11 protein-coding genes and 13 tRNA genes are annotated in these 15516 nt (G+C 36.9%); 22 read left to right on the top strand and 2 right to left on the bottom strand.

What is annotated here, in order from left to right; translation table 11 throughout:
- Window position 1 precedes the first annotated feature (1 nt).
- The 19 genes from IAE51_RS04045 (at window position 2) to IAE51_RS03955 (ending at window position 10018) form a co-directional block, all read left to right on the top strand.
- Window positions 2-65, top strand: a tRNA-Asp gene (locus IAE51_RS04045).
- Between the two features lie 20 nt (window positions 66-85).
- A tRNA-Lys gene (locus tag IAE51_RS04040) sits at window positions 86-158 on the top strand.
- Between the two features lie 8 nt (window positions 159-166).
- Window positions 167-248, top strand: a tRNA-Leu gene (locus IAE51_RS04035).
- 12 nt (window positions 249-260) lie between these two features.
- Window positions 261-333 (top strand) — tRNA-Thr (locus IAE51_RS04030).
- Between the two features lie 25 nt (window positions 334-358).
- A tRNA-Gly gene (locus IAE51_RS04025) sits at window positions 359-430 on the top strand.
- A 39-nt stretch (window positions 431-469) separates the two neighbouring features.
- Window positions 470-543: transfer RNA gene (locus tag IAE51_RS04020), tRNA-Arg, on the top strand.
- Window positions 544-548: 5 nt separating this feature from the next.
- Window positions 549-622: transfer RNA gene (locus tag IAE51_RS04015), tRNA-Pro, on the top strand.
- A 37-nt stretch (window positions 623-659) separates the two neighbouring features.
- A tRNA-Met gene (locus IAE51_RS04010) sits at window positions 660-733 on the top strand.
- 12 nt (window positions 734-745) lie between these two features.
- Window positions 746-819: transfer RNA gene (locus tag IAE51_RS04005), tRNA-Ile, on the top strand.
- Between the two features lie 7 nt (window positions 820-826).
- Window positions 827-899: transfer RNA gene (locus IAE51_RS04000), tRNA-Phe, on the top strand.
- Between the two features lie 10 nt (window positions 900-909).
- Window positions 910-980 (top strand) — tRNA-Gly (locus IAE51_RS03995).
- Window positions 981-994: 14 nt separating this feature from the next.
- A tRNA-Ile gene (locus IAE51_RS03990) sits at window positions 995-1068 on the top strand.
- A gap of 41 nt (window positions 1069-1109) precedes the next feature.
- Window positions 1110-1197 (top strand) — tRNA-Ser (locus IAE51_RS03985).
- 178 nt (window positions 1198-1375) lie between these two features.
- The gene (gene dnaG, locus IAE51_RS03980) at window positions 1376-3289 is read left to right on the top strand and encodes a DNA primase (RefSeq protein WP_058204328.1); all 1914 of its coding nucleotides are present in this window, start codon (window positions 1376-1378) and stop codon (window positions 3287-3289) included.
- 259 nt (window positions 3290-3548) lie between these two features.
- Window positions 3549-4709, top strand: a complete 1161-nt coding sequence (rpoD, locus tag IAE51_RS03975) for an RNA polymerase sigma factor RpoD (protein ID WP_026138868.1) — start codon at window positions 3549-3551, stop codon at window positions 4707-4709.
- A gap of 114 nt (window positions 4710-4823) precedes the next feature.
- Entirely contained in the window at window positions 4824-5567 is a 744-nt protein-coding gene (locus tag IAE51_RS03970) for a MurR/RpiR family transcriptional regulator (protein WP_010905438.1), read from the top strand.
- Window positions 5568-5731: 164 nt separating this feature from the next.
- Window positions 5732-7099: an MFS transporter gene (locus IAE51_RS03965; protein WP_200094793.1), complete on the top strand. Its 1368-nt coding sequence runs from the start codon at window positions 5732-5734 to the stop codon at window positions 7097-7099.
- Between the two features lie 283 nt (window positions 7100-7382).
- Window positions 7383-7721 (top strand): hypothetical protein, encoded by a 339-nt coding sequence (locus IAE51_RS03960; RefSeq protein WP_200094791.1) that lies wholly within the window; start codon window positions 7383-7385, stop codon window positions 7719-7721.
- Window positions 7722-7771: 50 nt separating this feature from the next.
- Complete coding sequence (locus IAE51_RS03955) at window positions 7772-10018, top strand: ATP-dependent Clp protease ATP-binding subunit (protein WP_012897283.1); 2247 nt, start codon at window positions 7772-7774, stop codon at window positions 10016-10018.
- A gap of 354 nt (window positions 10019-10372) precedes the next feature.
- Here IAE51_RS03955 and IAE51_RS03950 read toward each other — a convergent pair whose 3' ends face one another.
- Window positions 10373-10843, bottom strand: a complete 471-nt coding sequence (locus IAE51_RS03950; RefSeq protein WP_200094789.1) for an Rrf2 family transcriptional regulator — start codon at window positions 10841-10843, stop codon at window positions 10373-10375.
- A gap of 172 nt (window positions 10844-11015) precedes the next feature.
- Between IAE51_RS03950 and gap the strand changes: the two genes are divergently transcribed.
- On the top strand, window positions 11016-12029 hold the full coding sequence (gap, locus tag IAE51_RS03945; RefSeq protein WP_003130818.1) for a type I glyceraldehyde-3-phosphate dehydrogenase: 1014 nt from the start codon (window positions 11016-11018) through the stop codon (window positions 12027-12029).
- Between the two features lie 142 nt (window positions 12030-12171).
- On the opposite strand, the gene def is transcribed toward gap, so the two are convergent.
- Window positions 12172-12807 (bottom strand): peptide deformylase, encoded by a 636-nt coding sequence (gene def, locus IAE51_RS03940; RefSeq protein ID WP_003130816.1) that lies wholly within the window; start codon window positions 12805-12807, stop codon window positions 12172-12174.
- 147 nt (window positions 12808-12954) lie between these two features.
- On the opposite strand from def, the gene IAE51_RS03935 reads away from it, so the two are divergent.
- Window positions 12955-13416 carry an RNA pyrophosphohydrolase gene (locus IAE51_RS03935; protein WP_306171264.1) on the top strand — a complete coding sequence of 154 codons (462 nt, stop codon included), beginning with the start codon at window positions 12955-12957 and terminating at the stop codon, window positions 13414-13416.
- Between the two features lie 10 nt (window positions 13417-13426).
- Window positions 13427-15505 carry an excinuclease ABC subunit UvrB gene (gene uvrB / locus IAE51_RS03930; protein WP_023189444.1) on the top strand — a complete coding sequence of 693 codons (2079 nt, stop codon included), beginning with the start codon at window positions 13427-13429 and terminating at the stop codon, window positions 15503-15505.
- The last annotated feature ends 11 nt before the right edge of the window (window positions 15506-15516 follow it).

Here is a 15516-nt window from a genome sequence, read left to right as displayed (position 1 = left end):
TGTAGTGTAGCGGTTATCACGTCGCCCTGTCACGGCGAAGATCGCGGGTTCGATTCCCGTCAGAACCGTTAGTAGAAATACTAATGACTCGTTAGCTCAGTTGGTAGAGCATTTGACTTTTAATCAAAGGGTCGCTGGTTCGAGCCCAGCACGGGTCATAATCCTAGCGGATGTGGCGGAATTGGCAGACGCACTAGATTTAGGATCTAGCGCTTAACGGCGTGGGGGTTCAAGTCCCTTCATCCGCATACTAGGTATTAGCCGACTTAGCTCAGTTGGTAGAGCATCTGATTTGTAATCAGAGGGTCGCGTGTTCGAATCATGTAGTCGGCATTGTCGGAAGACACAAAGTTTAAGTGCGAACGTAGTTCAGGGGTAGAACACAACCTTGCCATGGTTGGGGTCGCGAGTTCGAATCTCGTCGTTCGCTTACTAGTATTATTACTAGTTATTTATAAAAATGTTATTTGCAGGCGTGGCTCAACTGGATAGAGTACCTGACTACGAATCAGGCGGTTGTAGGTTCGAATCCTACCGCTTGCATATAACGGGAAGTAGCTCAGCTTGGTAGAGTACTTGGTTTGGGACCAAGGTGTCGCAGGTTCGAATCCTGTCTTCCCGATTGATGTTTTTACATCAATTTGACTTGTGTCAAAAATGGCGGTGTAGCTCAGCTGGCTAGAGCGTTCGGTTCATACCCGAGAGGTCGGGGGTTCGATCCCCTTCGCCGCTATATTTATCAGCTGGATCTTTAGCTCAGTTGGTTAGAGCTATCGGCTCATAACCGATCGGTCGCTGGTTCGAATCCAGCAAGATCCATATCTTTGGCTCGGTAGCTCAGTTGGTAGAGCAATGGATTGAAGCTCCATGTGTCGGCGGTTCGATTCCGTCTCGCGCCATTCTTTGTTAGCGGATGTAGTTTAATGGTAGAACCCCAGCCTTCCAAGCTGGCTACGCGAGTTCGATTCTCGTCATCCGCTTAGCTTAATATTTTGGGAGTTTAGCTCAGTTGGTTAGAGCACTGTGTTGATAACGCAGGGGTCCCAGGTTCGAATCCTGGAATTCCCATAATGGATATGTAGGTATCTATTCATTGTTAATAAGCCTATGGGGGGTTACTCAAGAGGCTGAAGAGGACGGTTTGCTAAATCGTTAGGTCGGGAAACCGGCGCGAGGGTTCGAATCCCTTACCCCCCTTTGTTCGACGTCTATTCTTTAATAGGCGTCTTTTAGACTTTAAAGCCATAAAATCAGTAAGATTTCGTAAGTTATATTTATTTTAGAAAATGAATGATGATTAAGAACCTTTCTGAAGTGTTATACTTATTTTATGAGATTACTTTTATGATTAATCGTAGGGATGAAGGGGGAGATTATGGTTTCACTTGACACTGAGGTTGTTAATGATTTAAAGTCAAAAGTTAATATTGCTGATTTAATTTCACAGTATGTTGCTTTAAGTCGTACAGGTAAGAATTATATTGGTTTATGCCCTTTTCATGGTGAGAAAACTCCTTCCTTTAATGTAAATGCTGAAAAAGGTTTTTATCATTGTTTTGGTTGTGGGCGCTCTGGTGATGCGATTGAGTTTTTAAAAGAATACAATCAAGTTGGATTCGTTGATGCTGTTAAGGAACTGGCTGATTTTGCAGGAGTTACTCTTAACATTTCTGATGATAGAGAAGAAAAAAATAATCCAAATGCACCATTGTTTGAAATCAATAACCAGGCTGCTCGTTTATACAATATTCTATTGATGTCAACGGAGTTGGGTGAACGGGCTAGGAAATATCTTGAGGAGCGGGGGATTACTGATGATGTAATCAAGAGATTTAATATTGGTTTAGCTCCTGAAGAAAATGATTTTATTTTTAAAAATTTATCAAATAAGTTTGATGAAGAAATTATGGCAAAGTCTGGTTTATTTCATTTCTCAAATAATAAAGTTTTTGATGCTTTTACGAACCGAATCATGTTTCCAATCACCAACGAATATGGACAGACAATTGGTTTTTCTGGACGTAAATGGCAGGAAAATGATGATTCTAAAGCCAAATATATTAATACTTCAGCAACAACTATATTTGATAAATCTTATGAACTTTGGAATTTAGATAAAGCAAAACCAACAATTTCAAAGCAGCATGAAGTCTATTTAATGGAAGGTTTTATGGATGTTATTGCGTCTTATAAAGCTGGAATAAATAATGTTGTTGCCTCAATGGGGACGGCATTAACCGAAAAACACGTCCGCCGTTTGAAACAAATGGCAAAAAAATTCGTATTAGTTTATGATGGAGATTCTGCTGGGCAAAATGCAATTTATAAGGCCATTGATTTGATTGGTGAATCTGCTGTGCAGATTGTAAAGGTCCCAGAAGGACTTGATCCAGATGAGTATTCTAAAAATTATGGTTTGAAGGGATTATCTGCCTTAATGGAAACGGGGCGTATTCAACCCATTGAATTTTTAATTGATTATTTGAGACCTGAAAACCTTGCTAATTTACAAACGCAACTTGATTTTATTGAACAGATTTCACCAATGATTGCAAAGCTTCCATCGATTACGGCTCAGGATGCCTATATAAGAAAATTAGTTGAGATTTTGCCTGATTTCGAGTATAATCAAGTGGAGCAGGCTGTAAATTTACGGCGTGAAAATATGAAAATTACTGACCACCCTGTCAGTAATTTAGATGCTTCAAGTTTGACCGAAAGTTTTACTGACGAAAATGATTATTCTAGTCTTGAATCAGTCATGCCTGTAGATTTTGAGGAGGCTTATTATGAGAATAATGTTAAAACTCAACAAACTTACAGAAGAAGTGAATCGGCTCAAGTTGTTCAACCATCTGTTCAGGTTCCTAAGTTGTCACGTTCGGAAAAAGCCGAAGAAATGCTACTCCATCGAATGATTTATCATTCATCAGTTTTGAAAAAATTTTCTCAAGATGAAAATTTTAGATTCGTCCATAAACGTTATCAAGATTTATTTGATAAAATCTTGCTTGAAGCAATGGTTTATGAACAAATTGATGAATCACACTTAGCAAGTGAGCTGTCAGACGAAGAACGTAGTCTGTTTTACCAGATTATAAGTTTAGATTTGCCTGATACAGCATCAAGTCAGGAAATCAATGACTTAGTTTCCATTTTTTCTAATGAAATGGAACAAATAAAATTTGAAGAACTCATTCAACAGTTGGCAACTGCTGAGAAAGCAGGAAACAAAGAACGTGTCTTAGAGTTAACCCTTCAGATTATTAACCAAAAGAAAAAATTATGATAATTTTTTACTGACAATTGGCTAGTCTATTTAATGACAGTTTTGTCAGTAGTTTTACCCAAAGAGGAGGAGCGAATTGGCAGCAAATAAAAAAAGAATAAGTCAAATTTCAAAAGAAACTGGCGTTCAAAACCGTGTTTTGGTTGAGAAGGCTCAAGAAATTGGCTTACTTGTAAAATCACATTCAAGTTCAGTTGGACCTGGTGAAGAACGTCGTCTTCTTGAAGCATTAAATGTTAAACCTGTTGTTGTTGAAAAGATGGATAGTCCTAAGACATTAGCAAGAGTTGAAGTCAAAGAAAATGGTGATACTTTTAACGTAAAAGCTTATGAAAAAGCAGTTAAAAGCTATATTACCAAACGTAAACCTTTGGGTGAAGCGCTTGATGAAGAAATCATGGATGAACTTTCTGTTAAATTTGGGATTGTTGATGATGCGCTTGAAGACTTGTTTAAACAAATTCAAGATGCAGGAATTTCAATTGTGGATAAAGATGGAAATCCAAGTCCTTTGGCTCTTGTCACTGATGAAATTGAAAAAGAAGAAGTTTCAGATACTGCAATGGATGAAATTGTTACGAATGTTCGTATCGATGATCCTGTTCGCATGTATCTTAAAGAAATCGGTCGTTATCCATTGATTTCTCTTGATGAAGAAACAAAACTTGCTGAAGCAATTATTGCTGGTGGTGAAGGGGCAGAATTTGCGAAACAAATGCTTGCCGAAGCCAACTTGCGTTTGGTTGTTTCAATTGCAAAACGTTATTCTGGACGTGGAATGCAATTTTTGGACTTGATTCAAGAAGGAAATATGGGCTTGATGAAGGCTGTGGATAAATTTGACCATACAAAAGGATTCAAGTTCTCGACTTATGCCACATGGTGGATTCGCCAAGCAATTACACGTGCGATTGCTGACCAAGCCCGCACGATTCGTATTCCAGTGCATATGGTTGAAACAATCAATAAATTGATTCGTGTTCAACGTAATCTTTTGCAAGAACTCGGACGCGATCCTTCACCAGAAGAAATTGGTAAAGAGTTGCACATGGCGCCAGATAAAGTTCGTGAAGTTCTGAAAATTGCTCAAGAACCAGTCTCACTCGAAACACCTATCGGTGAAGAAGATGATTCACATCTTGGTGACTTCATTGAAGATGATGTAATCGAATCACCTGTTGATTATACAAACCGTATTCTTTTACGTGAACAGTTAGATGAAGTCATGGATACTTTGACTGACCGTGAAGAAAATGTTTTGAGAATGCGTTTTGGTCTTGATGATGGACGCATGCATACTTTGGAAGATGTTGGTAAACAATTCAAAGTGACACGTGAACGTATTCGTCAGATTGAAGCAAAAGCAATCAAAAAACTTCGTCACCCACGTCGTTCTAAACCGTTGCGTGACTTTATGTAATTTAAAAACTTACTGATGAAACTGTCAGTAAGTTTTTTTATATTTTTTTAGAGATAGTATGTATTATGATTCAGTTTGTATTATATAAAATTATTTTTTATTCAGAGGAGTTTTATGAACCATTTAACTAGTGTCGAAATTTATATTTGGAATTATTTAGAAGAAAATAAAGCAAAAATAATTCAAATGACGGTTGCTCAAATTGCTGAATCTGCCCATGTCAGTCCTTCATCAATTATTCGAACTTTGAAAAAGAAAAATTTTTCTGGTTTTTCTGAATACAAAAATATGGAAAAACAAAAATTAAATAGACATGATTGGATTTATGGGCTGACAAAAGATGCAAATCAAGTTGTCTCTGAAAATATTGAAGAATTATTAATGACAGTAAGGCTGCTAGAGAGTGAAAACTTAGCTAAAGTTGTTGAAAATATTTTTCATGCAGCTTCAGTCGTGATTATTTCAAGAGGATTATCTGTTCGGATAGCTGACTCATTTGCGAGAGATTTGCAATTTTTAGATGTTAAAGCTGTCAGCTTATATCAAGATAATATGCAAGCATATCTTGAAAAATTGCCTAGAAACACATTTGTAATTGGTCTTAGCTTATCAGGTGAAACAGATTTGATTGTGGCAACAGCACAGAAGGCCAAAAGAGATGGAAAAAAGGTTTTAGCTATTACTGGTAACTATAAGAGTAGGCTGGTTGAACAAAGTGATTTGCTTTTGCTTGCTTATCAAAAGAACCTGTCAGGGAAAATCCTTGTTGATTATAATAATATGCTCCCCTTAGAATTAATTATTCACCTTTTAATCCAACTTTACAAACAGTATAAAGAATACGGTGCAATTGTTTGAGTGCTAGAGATTTACTGACAGATTGTAATGTAAGCTGACGATTATATTCTGTCAGTAAATTTTTTTGATTTAAAAATAAATTCCTGAAATTATGGCTTAATCAGGAATTTATTTCAAATAGGAGTGGGTTATAATTAATTCATCAAAATGAAAGGGGATTCAAAATGTTTAGATTCTTAAAACCCGCTCCAGATGCGGAGCAAAAAATATCAGAGGAAAAAGTTCCCCGGTTGTATAAAATGTGGCAAACTCGAGTTTTAATTTCGACGGCAATCGTTTATATTGGTTATTATATTATTCGATTGATCTTTACCGTTCAACAAAATGATATTTCCAAGGCTTATGGTTTTTCGATGGGACAAATTGGGACAATTCTCTCCATGTTTGGGATTGGCTATGGAATTTCAAAGCTGATTATGGGGACTTTAGCTGACCGGGCCAATCCAAACCGTTATGTGGCGACAGGATTGATTGTGTCAGCGATTATCAATGCGCTTTATGGAGCAACCCAAAGTTTTGGGATGATTGTCTTTCTGATGTTGCTTAACTCGGTTATGCAAGGTATGGGAGCTGCGGCTTGTCAGCGTTTAGTCGGTTTATGGTTTGGCCGAAAAGCAAAAGGTTCGATTATGGCGCGTGGGACAGCATTTTCAATCTGGTCATCAGCTCATAATGCTGGAGCTTTCATGTGTGTGGCTGTTATTAATTTATCTGCTTTCTTTTTCGGCGCTTCGCTTCAATGGAGTTTTTGGACAGCATCAATTGTTTCGATTGTCATTGCTATTATCGTTTTATTTCTGGGTTCTGACCGTCCAACGACGAAAGGATTACCGACAATTGAAGAATATTCTGGCGACAAAGTGGTTATTAAAGACGGAGAAATTGTTGAAGGCGATGTTTCTAATGACAATGTTTTTAAAATATTTTTTGAATATATTGTCAAAAATAAACTCGTGTGGGCGGTCATTTTGACCTCATTGTCAATCTATGTCGTTCGTTATGGAATTATGAGTTGGATTCCAAACTATCTGGTTAATGTCAAAGAATTTGATAATTCAACAGCAAAATGGCTGACAGGAATTTTTGAACTTGCAGCTGTACCTGGTGTTATTATCATCGGATTTATCACTGATTTACTTAAAGGCCGTCGGGCCATTATGGTTTTGGTTTCATTGATTGCCATGCTTGCCTGTCTGATTACTTATTTTGCAGCGACCAATCATACTTTGATTATTATTGTGTTATTAATTATGGGAACTTTCATTTATGCTCCAGCAACAATTGTCGGGCTGATGGTCAATGAAGCTGTCCCAAAATTTGCCAATGGAATGTCAACGGGTACGATGGGGTTCTGTCAGTACATTATTGGTGAAGTGACAGCAACTCTGGTTATTGGTTGGCTTGTTCAAGCATACGGCTGGTCAGCAGGAAATATCATTGTTTATATTTTTGCCGGCATTGCCATTCTTGCTTCAATTTATATCTTGGTTCATCAAAATCGATTATATAAGAAAATTGATGATGCAGGCTAACTGACAAAATAAAAAAATTACTGACAATCCTAGAAGGAAAAGCTAAATTTTTTATATTATATTTTGGCTCTACTGACAGCTTTGTCAGTATTTTTTATTAAAAATTTATTTATAAAGTTCAAAAGACTTGCTAAATTTTCCTAAAATGATTATAATAAATTTATCAATGGTCAAATATGGTCAAACTTTTTATTTTAAAAGGGAGAAATGATTTATTGATTTTTTAAATTTGATGTAAAATAAAAGTAACCGTTATCACTTAAATTATAAATAAGGAGAGAAAATGACGACTACTGTCTATTTTGAAAAAAATGGTGGCATTGATATTGAACTTAGAGGAGCAAGAAAAGTTCTTTCTTTAAGAAAACATATCAAGATTGACCCGGAAAATTTGGAATCTGTTCAACTTGTTTCTAATATGAAAAAACCAAAATTCTATAAAAAAGTAGCAGGAACTAACGCTTGGTACTATGGCGGTTGGTTCAGAGAAAACGGTGACAATGAGTTTTGGGATGTCCGAAATAATGAGCGAGTTCTAGTCATCACCACAAAAAATTTCAAATATAAAAAACTTTACATCGAAGTTGGTCCTGATTTTAGATTAACTCCTTCCGAACCGTGAAGAGAAAATTAGTTTAAAATTAATTACTGAGAATTAAGAGGAGGAAAGCGATGCTTTGTCAAAATTGTAATATTAATGAAGCGACGATTCACCTTTACACAAGTGTAAATGGTCAGAAAAAACAAATTGATTTGTGCCAAAACTGTTATCAAATTATGAAATCTGGCGGTCAAGAAGCTTTATTTGGCGCAGGAAATGCCTCAAATGGAAATTCTGATGAACCATTTAATCCATTTAATGATATCTTCAGTGCTTTGCACGGTCAAGATTTTAATGGAGCAGCAAGCACTCAAACTCCACCAACACAAACAGGTGGACGTGGTCCGCGCGGTCCACAAAATCCTCGGGCAAAACAACCTAAAGGAATGTTAGAAGAATTTGGAATTAACATCACAGAGTCAGCTCGTCGTGGCGAAATTGATCCAGTGATTGGGCGTGATGAAGAAATTAAACGTGTCATTGAGATTTTAAATCGTAGGACTAAGAATAATCCTGTATTAATTGGTGAACCTGGTGTTGGTAAAACAGCAGTTGTTGAAGGTTTAGCGCAAAAAATTGTGGATGGAGATGTGCCGCAAAAACTACAAAATAAAGAAGTGATTCGTCTTGATGTTGTTTCTCTTGTTCAAGGAACAGGAATTCGTGGACAATTTGAAGAACGGATGCAAAAATTAATGGATGAAATCAGAAAACGTAATGATGTGATTATGTTTATTGATGAAATTCATGAAATTGTTGGTGCTGGTTCTGCCGGTGATGGCAATATGGATGCAGGAAATATCCTAAAACCTGCGCTTGCGCGTGGTGAGCTTCAATTGGTCGGAGCAACAACGCTCAATGAATATCGCATCATTGAAAAAGATGCTGCGCTTGAACGCCGGATGCAACCAGTTAAAGTCGATGAACCATCAGTTGATGAAACAATTACTATTTTGCGAGGTATTCAAGCACGTTATGAAGATTATCATCACGTGAAATACACTGATGAGGCTATTGAAGCAGCCGCTCATTTGTCAAATCGTTACATTCAAGACCGTTTCTTACCAGATAAAGCCATTGACCTTTTGGATGAGTCTGGTTCTAAGAAAAATCTAACCTTGAAATTTGTTGATCCTGAAGATATTAATCGTCGGATTGCGGATGCAGAAACGAAGAAAAATGAAGCAACACAGGCTGAAGATTTTGAAAAAGCCGCTCATTTCCGTGACCAAATCACTAAACTTCGTGAATTACAAAATCATGAAGTTTCAGATGATGAAATTCCTGTCATCACTGAAAAAGATATTGAACAAATTGTTGAGCAAAAAACACATATTCCAGTTGGTGATTTGAAAGAAAAAGAACAAACCCAATTGATTAATTTGGCTGATGATTTGAAAGCACATGTGATTGGTCAGGATGAAGCAGTGGATAAGATTGCTAAAGCTATCCGTCGTTCTCGTGTGGGACTTGGTAAACCTAATCGTCCAATTGGTTCTTTCCTTTTCGTTGGTCCAACAGGTGTTGGTAAAACAGAACTTGCTAAACAATTGGCTAAAGAATTATTTGGCTCAAGTGAAAGTATGATTCGTTTTGACATGTCGGAATACATGGAAAAACATTCGGTGGCCAAATTAATTGGAGCCCCTCCAGGATATGTGGGTTATGAAGAAGCTGGTCAATTGACTGAACGTGTTCGTCGTAATCCCTACAGTTTGATTTTATTAGATGAAATCGAAAAAGCACATCCAGATGTGATGCACATGTTCTTGCAAATTCTTGAAGATGGACGTCTGACAGACGCACAAGGACGGACAGTATCCTTTAAAGATAGTTTGATTATTATGACTTCTAATGCCGGAACTGGTAAAGTTGAAGCCTCTGTCGGATTTGGTGCTGCTCGTGAGGGACGAACTAAATCAGTGCTTGGTCAGCTTGGCGATTTCTTTAGCCCTGAATTCATGAACCGTTTTGACGGAATAATTGAATTCTCTGCTTTGAGCAAAGAAAATCTCCTTAAAATTGTTGATTTGATGCTTGATGAAGTCAACGAACAAATTGGACGTAATGATATTCATCTTAGTGTCACTCAAGCAGCAAAAGAAAAATTAGTTGATCTAGGTTACAATCCAGCAATGGGTGCAAGACCACTTCGTAGAACAATTCAAGAAAATATCGAAGATTCAATTGCTGACTTCTATATTGAACACCCTGAATACAAAGAATTGGTTGCTGATTTGATTGATGATAAAATTGTTATCTCTAATCAAGCTCAAGAAGCAGCAGAAACGACTGATGAAGAAGTTCCTGCTGAATAAAAAATGTCTGTCAGTAAAATTTTTAGTGATAGAAAAAATAAAATAATGAAATAAAGAAATAATGAAATAATGAAAAATTGCTGACATGAATCTTGTCAGCAATTTTTCTATCTACAACTTCAATGCTCCCCGTAGTCGCATTGAACTGACATGAATCTTGTCAGCAATTTTTTTATCCCCAACTTCAATGCTCCCCGTAGTCGCATTGAACTGACATGAATCTTGTCAGCAATTTTTCTATCTACAACTTTAATGCTCTCCTTGGTCGCATTGAACTGACGTGAATCTCGTCAGTAATTTTTCTATTTGTAACTTCATTGTTCGTAATGAATTGCAGCTCTGTCAGTAAATCCTTTAATCCATTTCATCAATCCACTCATCAAGATAACCAAGATTATAATTATATTGAGTTTCGTCAGCAACTTGGGCTAGTGAAACATTTGATAGTGTTCTGACAAGCGTATTTTCAATTTCATCAAGAGCGCTTGTAATGGCACAACGCTTTGCTTTGCCAGACTCTGAACCAATAAAATTTTGCAAAAGACCTTGACTTTGAAAAATTCGACCCCGTCCTTCGATGGCCAAAAAGACATCGTAAAAACTAATATCATTAAGGTCTTTATTGAGTGAAAAACCGCCATTTTTCCCTGGAGTAGAGCGTAAAAGTCCCTCATCAACTAAAGATTTAATAATTTTTTTGAGATATGAAGGCGAAACTTTGAGACGATTTGCAAGTGCAATTGATGACATGGTCCGATTTTCAGGAAGTCTTGCCAAAATAAGTAATACATAAACAGATTGTTCCCAACCAGATGATAATTTCATGATGAAGCTCCTTAAACATTTTAAATTAAAAAAGATTGACACTAGGGTAAAAAAGTAGTATCATTTATATTAGAGACAAGAGATATCTCCAATAGCTATAATTATTTATTTCTATTATAGCAAAAAAAGAGAAGAATCTCATCATCTAAATAAAAAAACGGAGGACTACATCATGGTAGTTAAAGTTGGTATTAACGGTTTTGGTCGTATTGGACGTTTGGCATTACGTCGAATTCAAGAAGTCGAAGGAGTTGAAGTTGCGCATATCAACGATTTGACAGACCCAGCAATGCTTGCACATTTGCTAAAATATGATACAACTCAAGGTCGTTTTAAAGGGACTGTTGAAGTCAAAGAAGATGGTTTTGATGTCAACGGAAAATTTGTGAAAGTTACGGCTGAACGTAATCCGGAAGACATTCAATGGGCTGATTCTGGTGTTGAAATTGTGCTTGAAGCCACAGGTTTCTTTGCGACTAAAGAAAAAGCTGAAAAACATTTGCATCCTGGTGGAGCTAAGAAAGTTTTGATTACGGCACCTGGTGGAAATGATGTTAAAACTGTTGTCTTCAATACAAACCACACAATTCTTGATGGAACTGAAACAGTTATTTCTGCCGGTTCTTGTACTACAAATAGTTTAGCACCAATGGCGGATGCCTTAAATAAAAACTTTGGTGTTAAAGGTGGAACAATGACTACTGTTCACTCTTATACTGGTGACCAAATGACACTTGATGGTCCACATCGTGGTGGAGACTTCCGTCGTGCGCGTGCTGCTGCCGAAAACATTGTTCCAGCATCAAGTGGAGCGGCTAAAGCAATTGGTCTTGTTTTGCCTGAACTTTCTGGTTTGATGAAAGGTCATGCTCAACGTGTTTCAACTCCAACAGGCTCAATTACCGAACTTGTTACTGTACTTGAAAAACACGTTACAGTTGACGAAATCAATGAAGCAATGAAAGCTGCCGCTGATGAAAGCTTTGGCTATAATGTTGATGAAATTGTTTCATCTGATATTATTGGTATGGCTTACGGTTCACTTTTTGATGCTACATTAACTGAAGTGACTGACCTAAAAGACGGTGGACAATTAGTTAAAACAGCTGCTTGGTATGATAATGAAATGAGTTTCACTGCTCAATTGATTCGTACTCTTGAATATTTTGCAAAAATTGCTAAATAATAATTTACCTTTATCATTTTCTAAAAACTTGTCAGTAACTTTTACTGACAAGGATTAAAAAGTAGAAAATGAAATAAAAAATTACTGACGGAAATTCTGTCAGTAATTTTTCTATTCATAAATTCATCAGTAAATTTGGCGATTATTTAACAATAATCATACCGTCTTTAATTTCCCAAGGGTCATTCATATTGATGTGGTCATAGAACATAACACCATTAGTGTGGTCAATCTCATGTTGAACACAAATTGCTGGGAAATCTTTTAAGCGAATTTTTTTCTTTTCGCCTTCCTTGTTGTAGTATTCCACAGTTACACGAGCATGGCGAACGACGTAACCTGGAACTTCACGGTCAACAGAAAGACAACCTTCGCCACCTTCAACAGCCGCATCTTGAACAGAGTGACTAACCACTTTTGCATTATACATGATTTCGCGCATTTTGTAAGCTTCTTTAGGTGGAATTTCATTTCCATCTTCATCAACTTCAGGTTCATTTGGAATCAAAACGGCGATGACTTTTTTGAGCAAGCCAAGTTGGTTTGCTGCAAGTCCAACTCCACCACGGAGTCCCATTTTTTCAGCCATGACAGGATCTTGAGAATTATGTAAGAATTGCAACATTTTTTCTCCTAAGATAATGTCTTCATCTGACAATGGCAAGGTTACATCATTTGCCACTTCACGTAAAGTTGGATAACCTTCACGAATAATATCGTCCATGCTAATCATGTGACTTGCTTTGATTAAATTTGCTTGAATTTCATCACGATTCATTATTAATAAAACTTCCTTATCTTTTTTTGAATATAGATTAATTATAGCATATTTTTAGCGATGAAAATGGTAAAATTGTATTAGAAGATTAATAATAAGACAAATTTTACATCTATAGAATTCAGTAAACCTAATACTAAAAAGAGGATAAAAATGAAAGAATACAGACAAAATGTTGCAGCCATTATTCTCAATAAAGAAAACAAAATTTGGCTAGGTAAACGAGCAGACGGGATGAGCTGGGGCTTCCCACAAGGTGGAATTGAAGCTGGTGAAAAACCAGAGACAGCCATTATTCGAGAACTCTCAGAAGAAATTGGCACAAAAGAGTTTGAAATCATTGGACAATATCCAGGAACTTTAAAATATGATTTTCCTAAAGAGATGAAATTTCCAACTTGGACTTATGCTGGCCAAGAACAACATTATTTTCTTGTCCGATTGCATGAAGAAGCAAAAATTAATCTTGAAAGCCATCCTGAAGAAATTGAATTTTCAACTTATCAATTTTTAGGACTTTCTGAAATTCGTAAAATGGATTTTGGCTTTAAAAATGATGTTTATCATCAAGCATTAGATTATTTTTCAAAGATAATAGAAAAGAATTAAAGGAAAAAGAATGGCTATAGAAAGAATAACAGATAATAAATTTGAACTTGTTTCAAAATATGAGCCAGCCGGTGACCAAGGTGAGGCGATTGCTGAGTTAGTAGATAATATAGAGAATGGGGAAAAAGCTCAAATTTTACGTGGAGCAACAGGAACAGGGAAAACTTACACCATGAGTCAAGTGATTGCACGGACAGGTAAACCTACTCTTGTTATGGCCCATAATAAAACACTGGCTGGTCAATTATACAGTGAATTTAAAGAGTTTTTTCCAAATAATGCAGTCGAGTATTTCGTATCCTACTATGATTATTATCAACCCGAAGCCTATGTGCCAAGTTCTGACACCTATATTGAAAAAGACAGTTCGGTCAATGATGAAATTGATAAATTGCGTCATAGTGCGACCTCAAGCTTATTGGAACGTAATGATGTGATTGTTGTGGCCTCAGTTTCTTGTATTTATGGATTGGGTTCACCCAAAGAGTATCAAGATTCGGTGGTTTCATTGCGCCCAGGTCAAGAAATTTCTCGTGACCAACTTTTAAATGATTTGGTAGGAATTCAATTTGAGCGAAATGATATTGACTTTCAACGGGGCTGTTTCCGAGTTCGTGGGGATGTTGTAGAAGTTTTTCCAGCCTCTCGTGATGAGCATGCCTTTCGTGTTGAATTTTTCGGTGATGAAATTGACCGTATCCGTGAAATTGAAGTTTTGACCGGACAAGTTTTAGGTGAAGTAGACCATTTGGCAATTTTCCCAGCGACACATTTCATGACAAATGATGACCGTATGGAAGAATCAATTGCCAAGATAGAAGCAGAATTAGAAGAACAATTAAAAGTTTTCCGCTCAGAAGGAAAACTTCTTGAGGCTCAACGTTTAGAACAAAGAACCAACTACGATATCGAAATGCTCCGTGAAATGGGTTATTGTAATGGGGTCGAAAACTATTCACGTCATATGGATGGGCGCGAGGAAGGCGAACCTCCGTATACTTTGCTTGATTTCTTTCCTGATGATTTCATGATTATGATTGATGAATCACACATGACAATGGGGCAAGTAAAAGGAATGTATAACGGTGACAGAGCCCGTAAAGAAATGCTTTGTAATTATGGATTCCGCCTGCCTTCAGCCCTCGATAACCGTCCTTTAAAAAGAGAAGAATTTGAAAGTCATGTGCATCAAATTGTTTATGTTTCAGCAACCCCTGGGGATTATGAGATGGAGCAGACCGATACCATTGTTGAACAAATTATTCGTCCAACAGGTCTATTAGATCCTGTCGTAGAAGTTCGACCAATGATGGGACAAATTGATGATTTAGTTGGTGAAATTCATAAACGAGCTGAGAAAAACGAACGAGTATTCGTCACGACTTTGACTAAAAAGATGTCAGAAGATTTAACTGCCTATTTCAAGGAAATGGGGATAAAAGTTAAATATATGCACTCGGATATCAAAACATTAGAACGAACCGAAATTATTCGGGATTTGCGTTTAGGAGTCTTTGATGTTCTGGTGGGAATAAATCTGCTTCGCGAAGGGATTGACGTGCCAGAAGTTTCTTTAGTCGCGATTTTGGATGCTGATAAAGAAGGATTTTTACGTAATGAGCGTGGCTTGATTCAGACCATTGGTCGTGCAGCACGTAATAGTGAAGGCCATGTTATTCTTTATTCTGATATGGCTAAAGCCCTTGATGAAAATGATCCTGCGGATAAAGAAATCTTAGATAGTGGTTATTATACAGAATACGAGGGTCAAAAGTATAAAATAACGCGTTCAATGAAACATGCGATGGATGAAACAGCCCGTCGACGTGAAATTCAAATGGCTTATAATGAAGAACATGGAATCACACCTCAAACGATCAAAAAAGAAATTCGTGATTTGATTGCCATTACTAAGAAAACTGATTCTGGTGAGATTGAAGAAGTTGATGCAAGTGCGATGACTAAGAAAGAACGTAAAGCATTAGTCAAAAAACTTGAAAAAGAAATGCAACAAGCGGCTAGCGCCCTCGACTTTGAAGGAGCTGCTCAGTTACGTGATATGGTATTAGAATTACGTGCAATGGATTGATTAATAATTAA

The sequence above is a fragment of the Lactococcus sp. S64 genome (genome assembly GCF_016516525.1).
GTDB lineage: Bacteria > Bacillota > Bacilli > Lactobacillales > Streptococcaceae > Lactococcus > Lactococcus lactis.
Note: the sequence above shows the minus strand (reverse complement) of the source record. Positions and strands in the feature narration are given on the sequence as shown.

Coding starts and splice junctions, on each gene's coding strand:
- def (WP_003130816.1), bottom strand. CDS start 12,807: ATGAATCGTGATGAAATTCAAGCAAATTTAATCAAAGCAAGTCACATG.
- IAE51_RS03965 (WP_200094793.1), top strand. CDS start 5,732: ATGTTTAGATTCTTAAAACCCGCTCCAGATGCGGAGCAAAAAATATCA.
- uvrB (WP_023189444.1), top strand. CDS start 13,427: ATGGCTATAGAAAGAATAACAGATAATAAATTTGAACTTGTTTCAAAA.
- IAE51_RS03950 (WP_200094789.1), bottom strand. CDS start 10,843: ATGAAATTATCATCTGGTTGGGAACAATCTGTTTATGTATTACTTATT.
- gap (WP_003130818.1), top strand. CDS start 11,016: ATGGTAGTTAAAGTTGGTATTAACGGTTTTGGTCGTATTGGACGTTTG.
- IAE51_RS03960 (WP_200094791.1), top strand. CDS start 7,383: ATGACGACTACTGTCTATTTTGAAAAAAATGGTGGCATTGATATTGAA.
- IAE51_RS03955 (WP_012897283.1), top strand. CDS start 7,772: ATGCTTTGTCAAAATTGTAATATTAATGAAGCGACGATTCACCTTTAC.
- IAE51_RS03970 (WP_010905438.1), top strand. CDS start 4,824: ATGAACCATTTAACTAGTGTCGAAATTTATATTTGGAATTATTTAGAA.
- dnaG (WP_058204328.1), top strand. CDS start 1,376: ATGGTTTCACTTGACACTGAGGTTGTTAATGATTTAAAGTCAAAAGTT.
- rpoD (WP_026138868.1), top strand. CDS start 3,549: ATGGATAGTCCTAAGACATTAGCAAGAGTTGAAGTCAAAGAAAATGGT.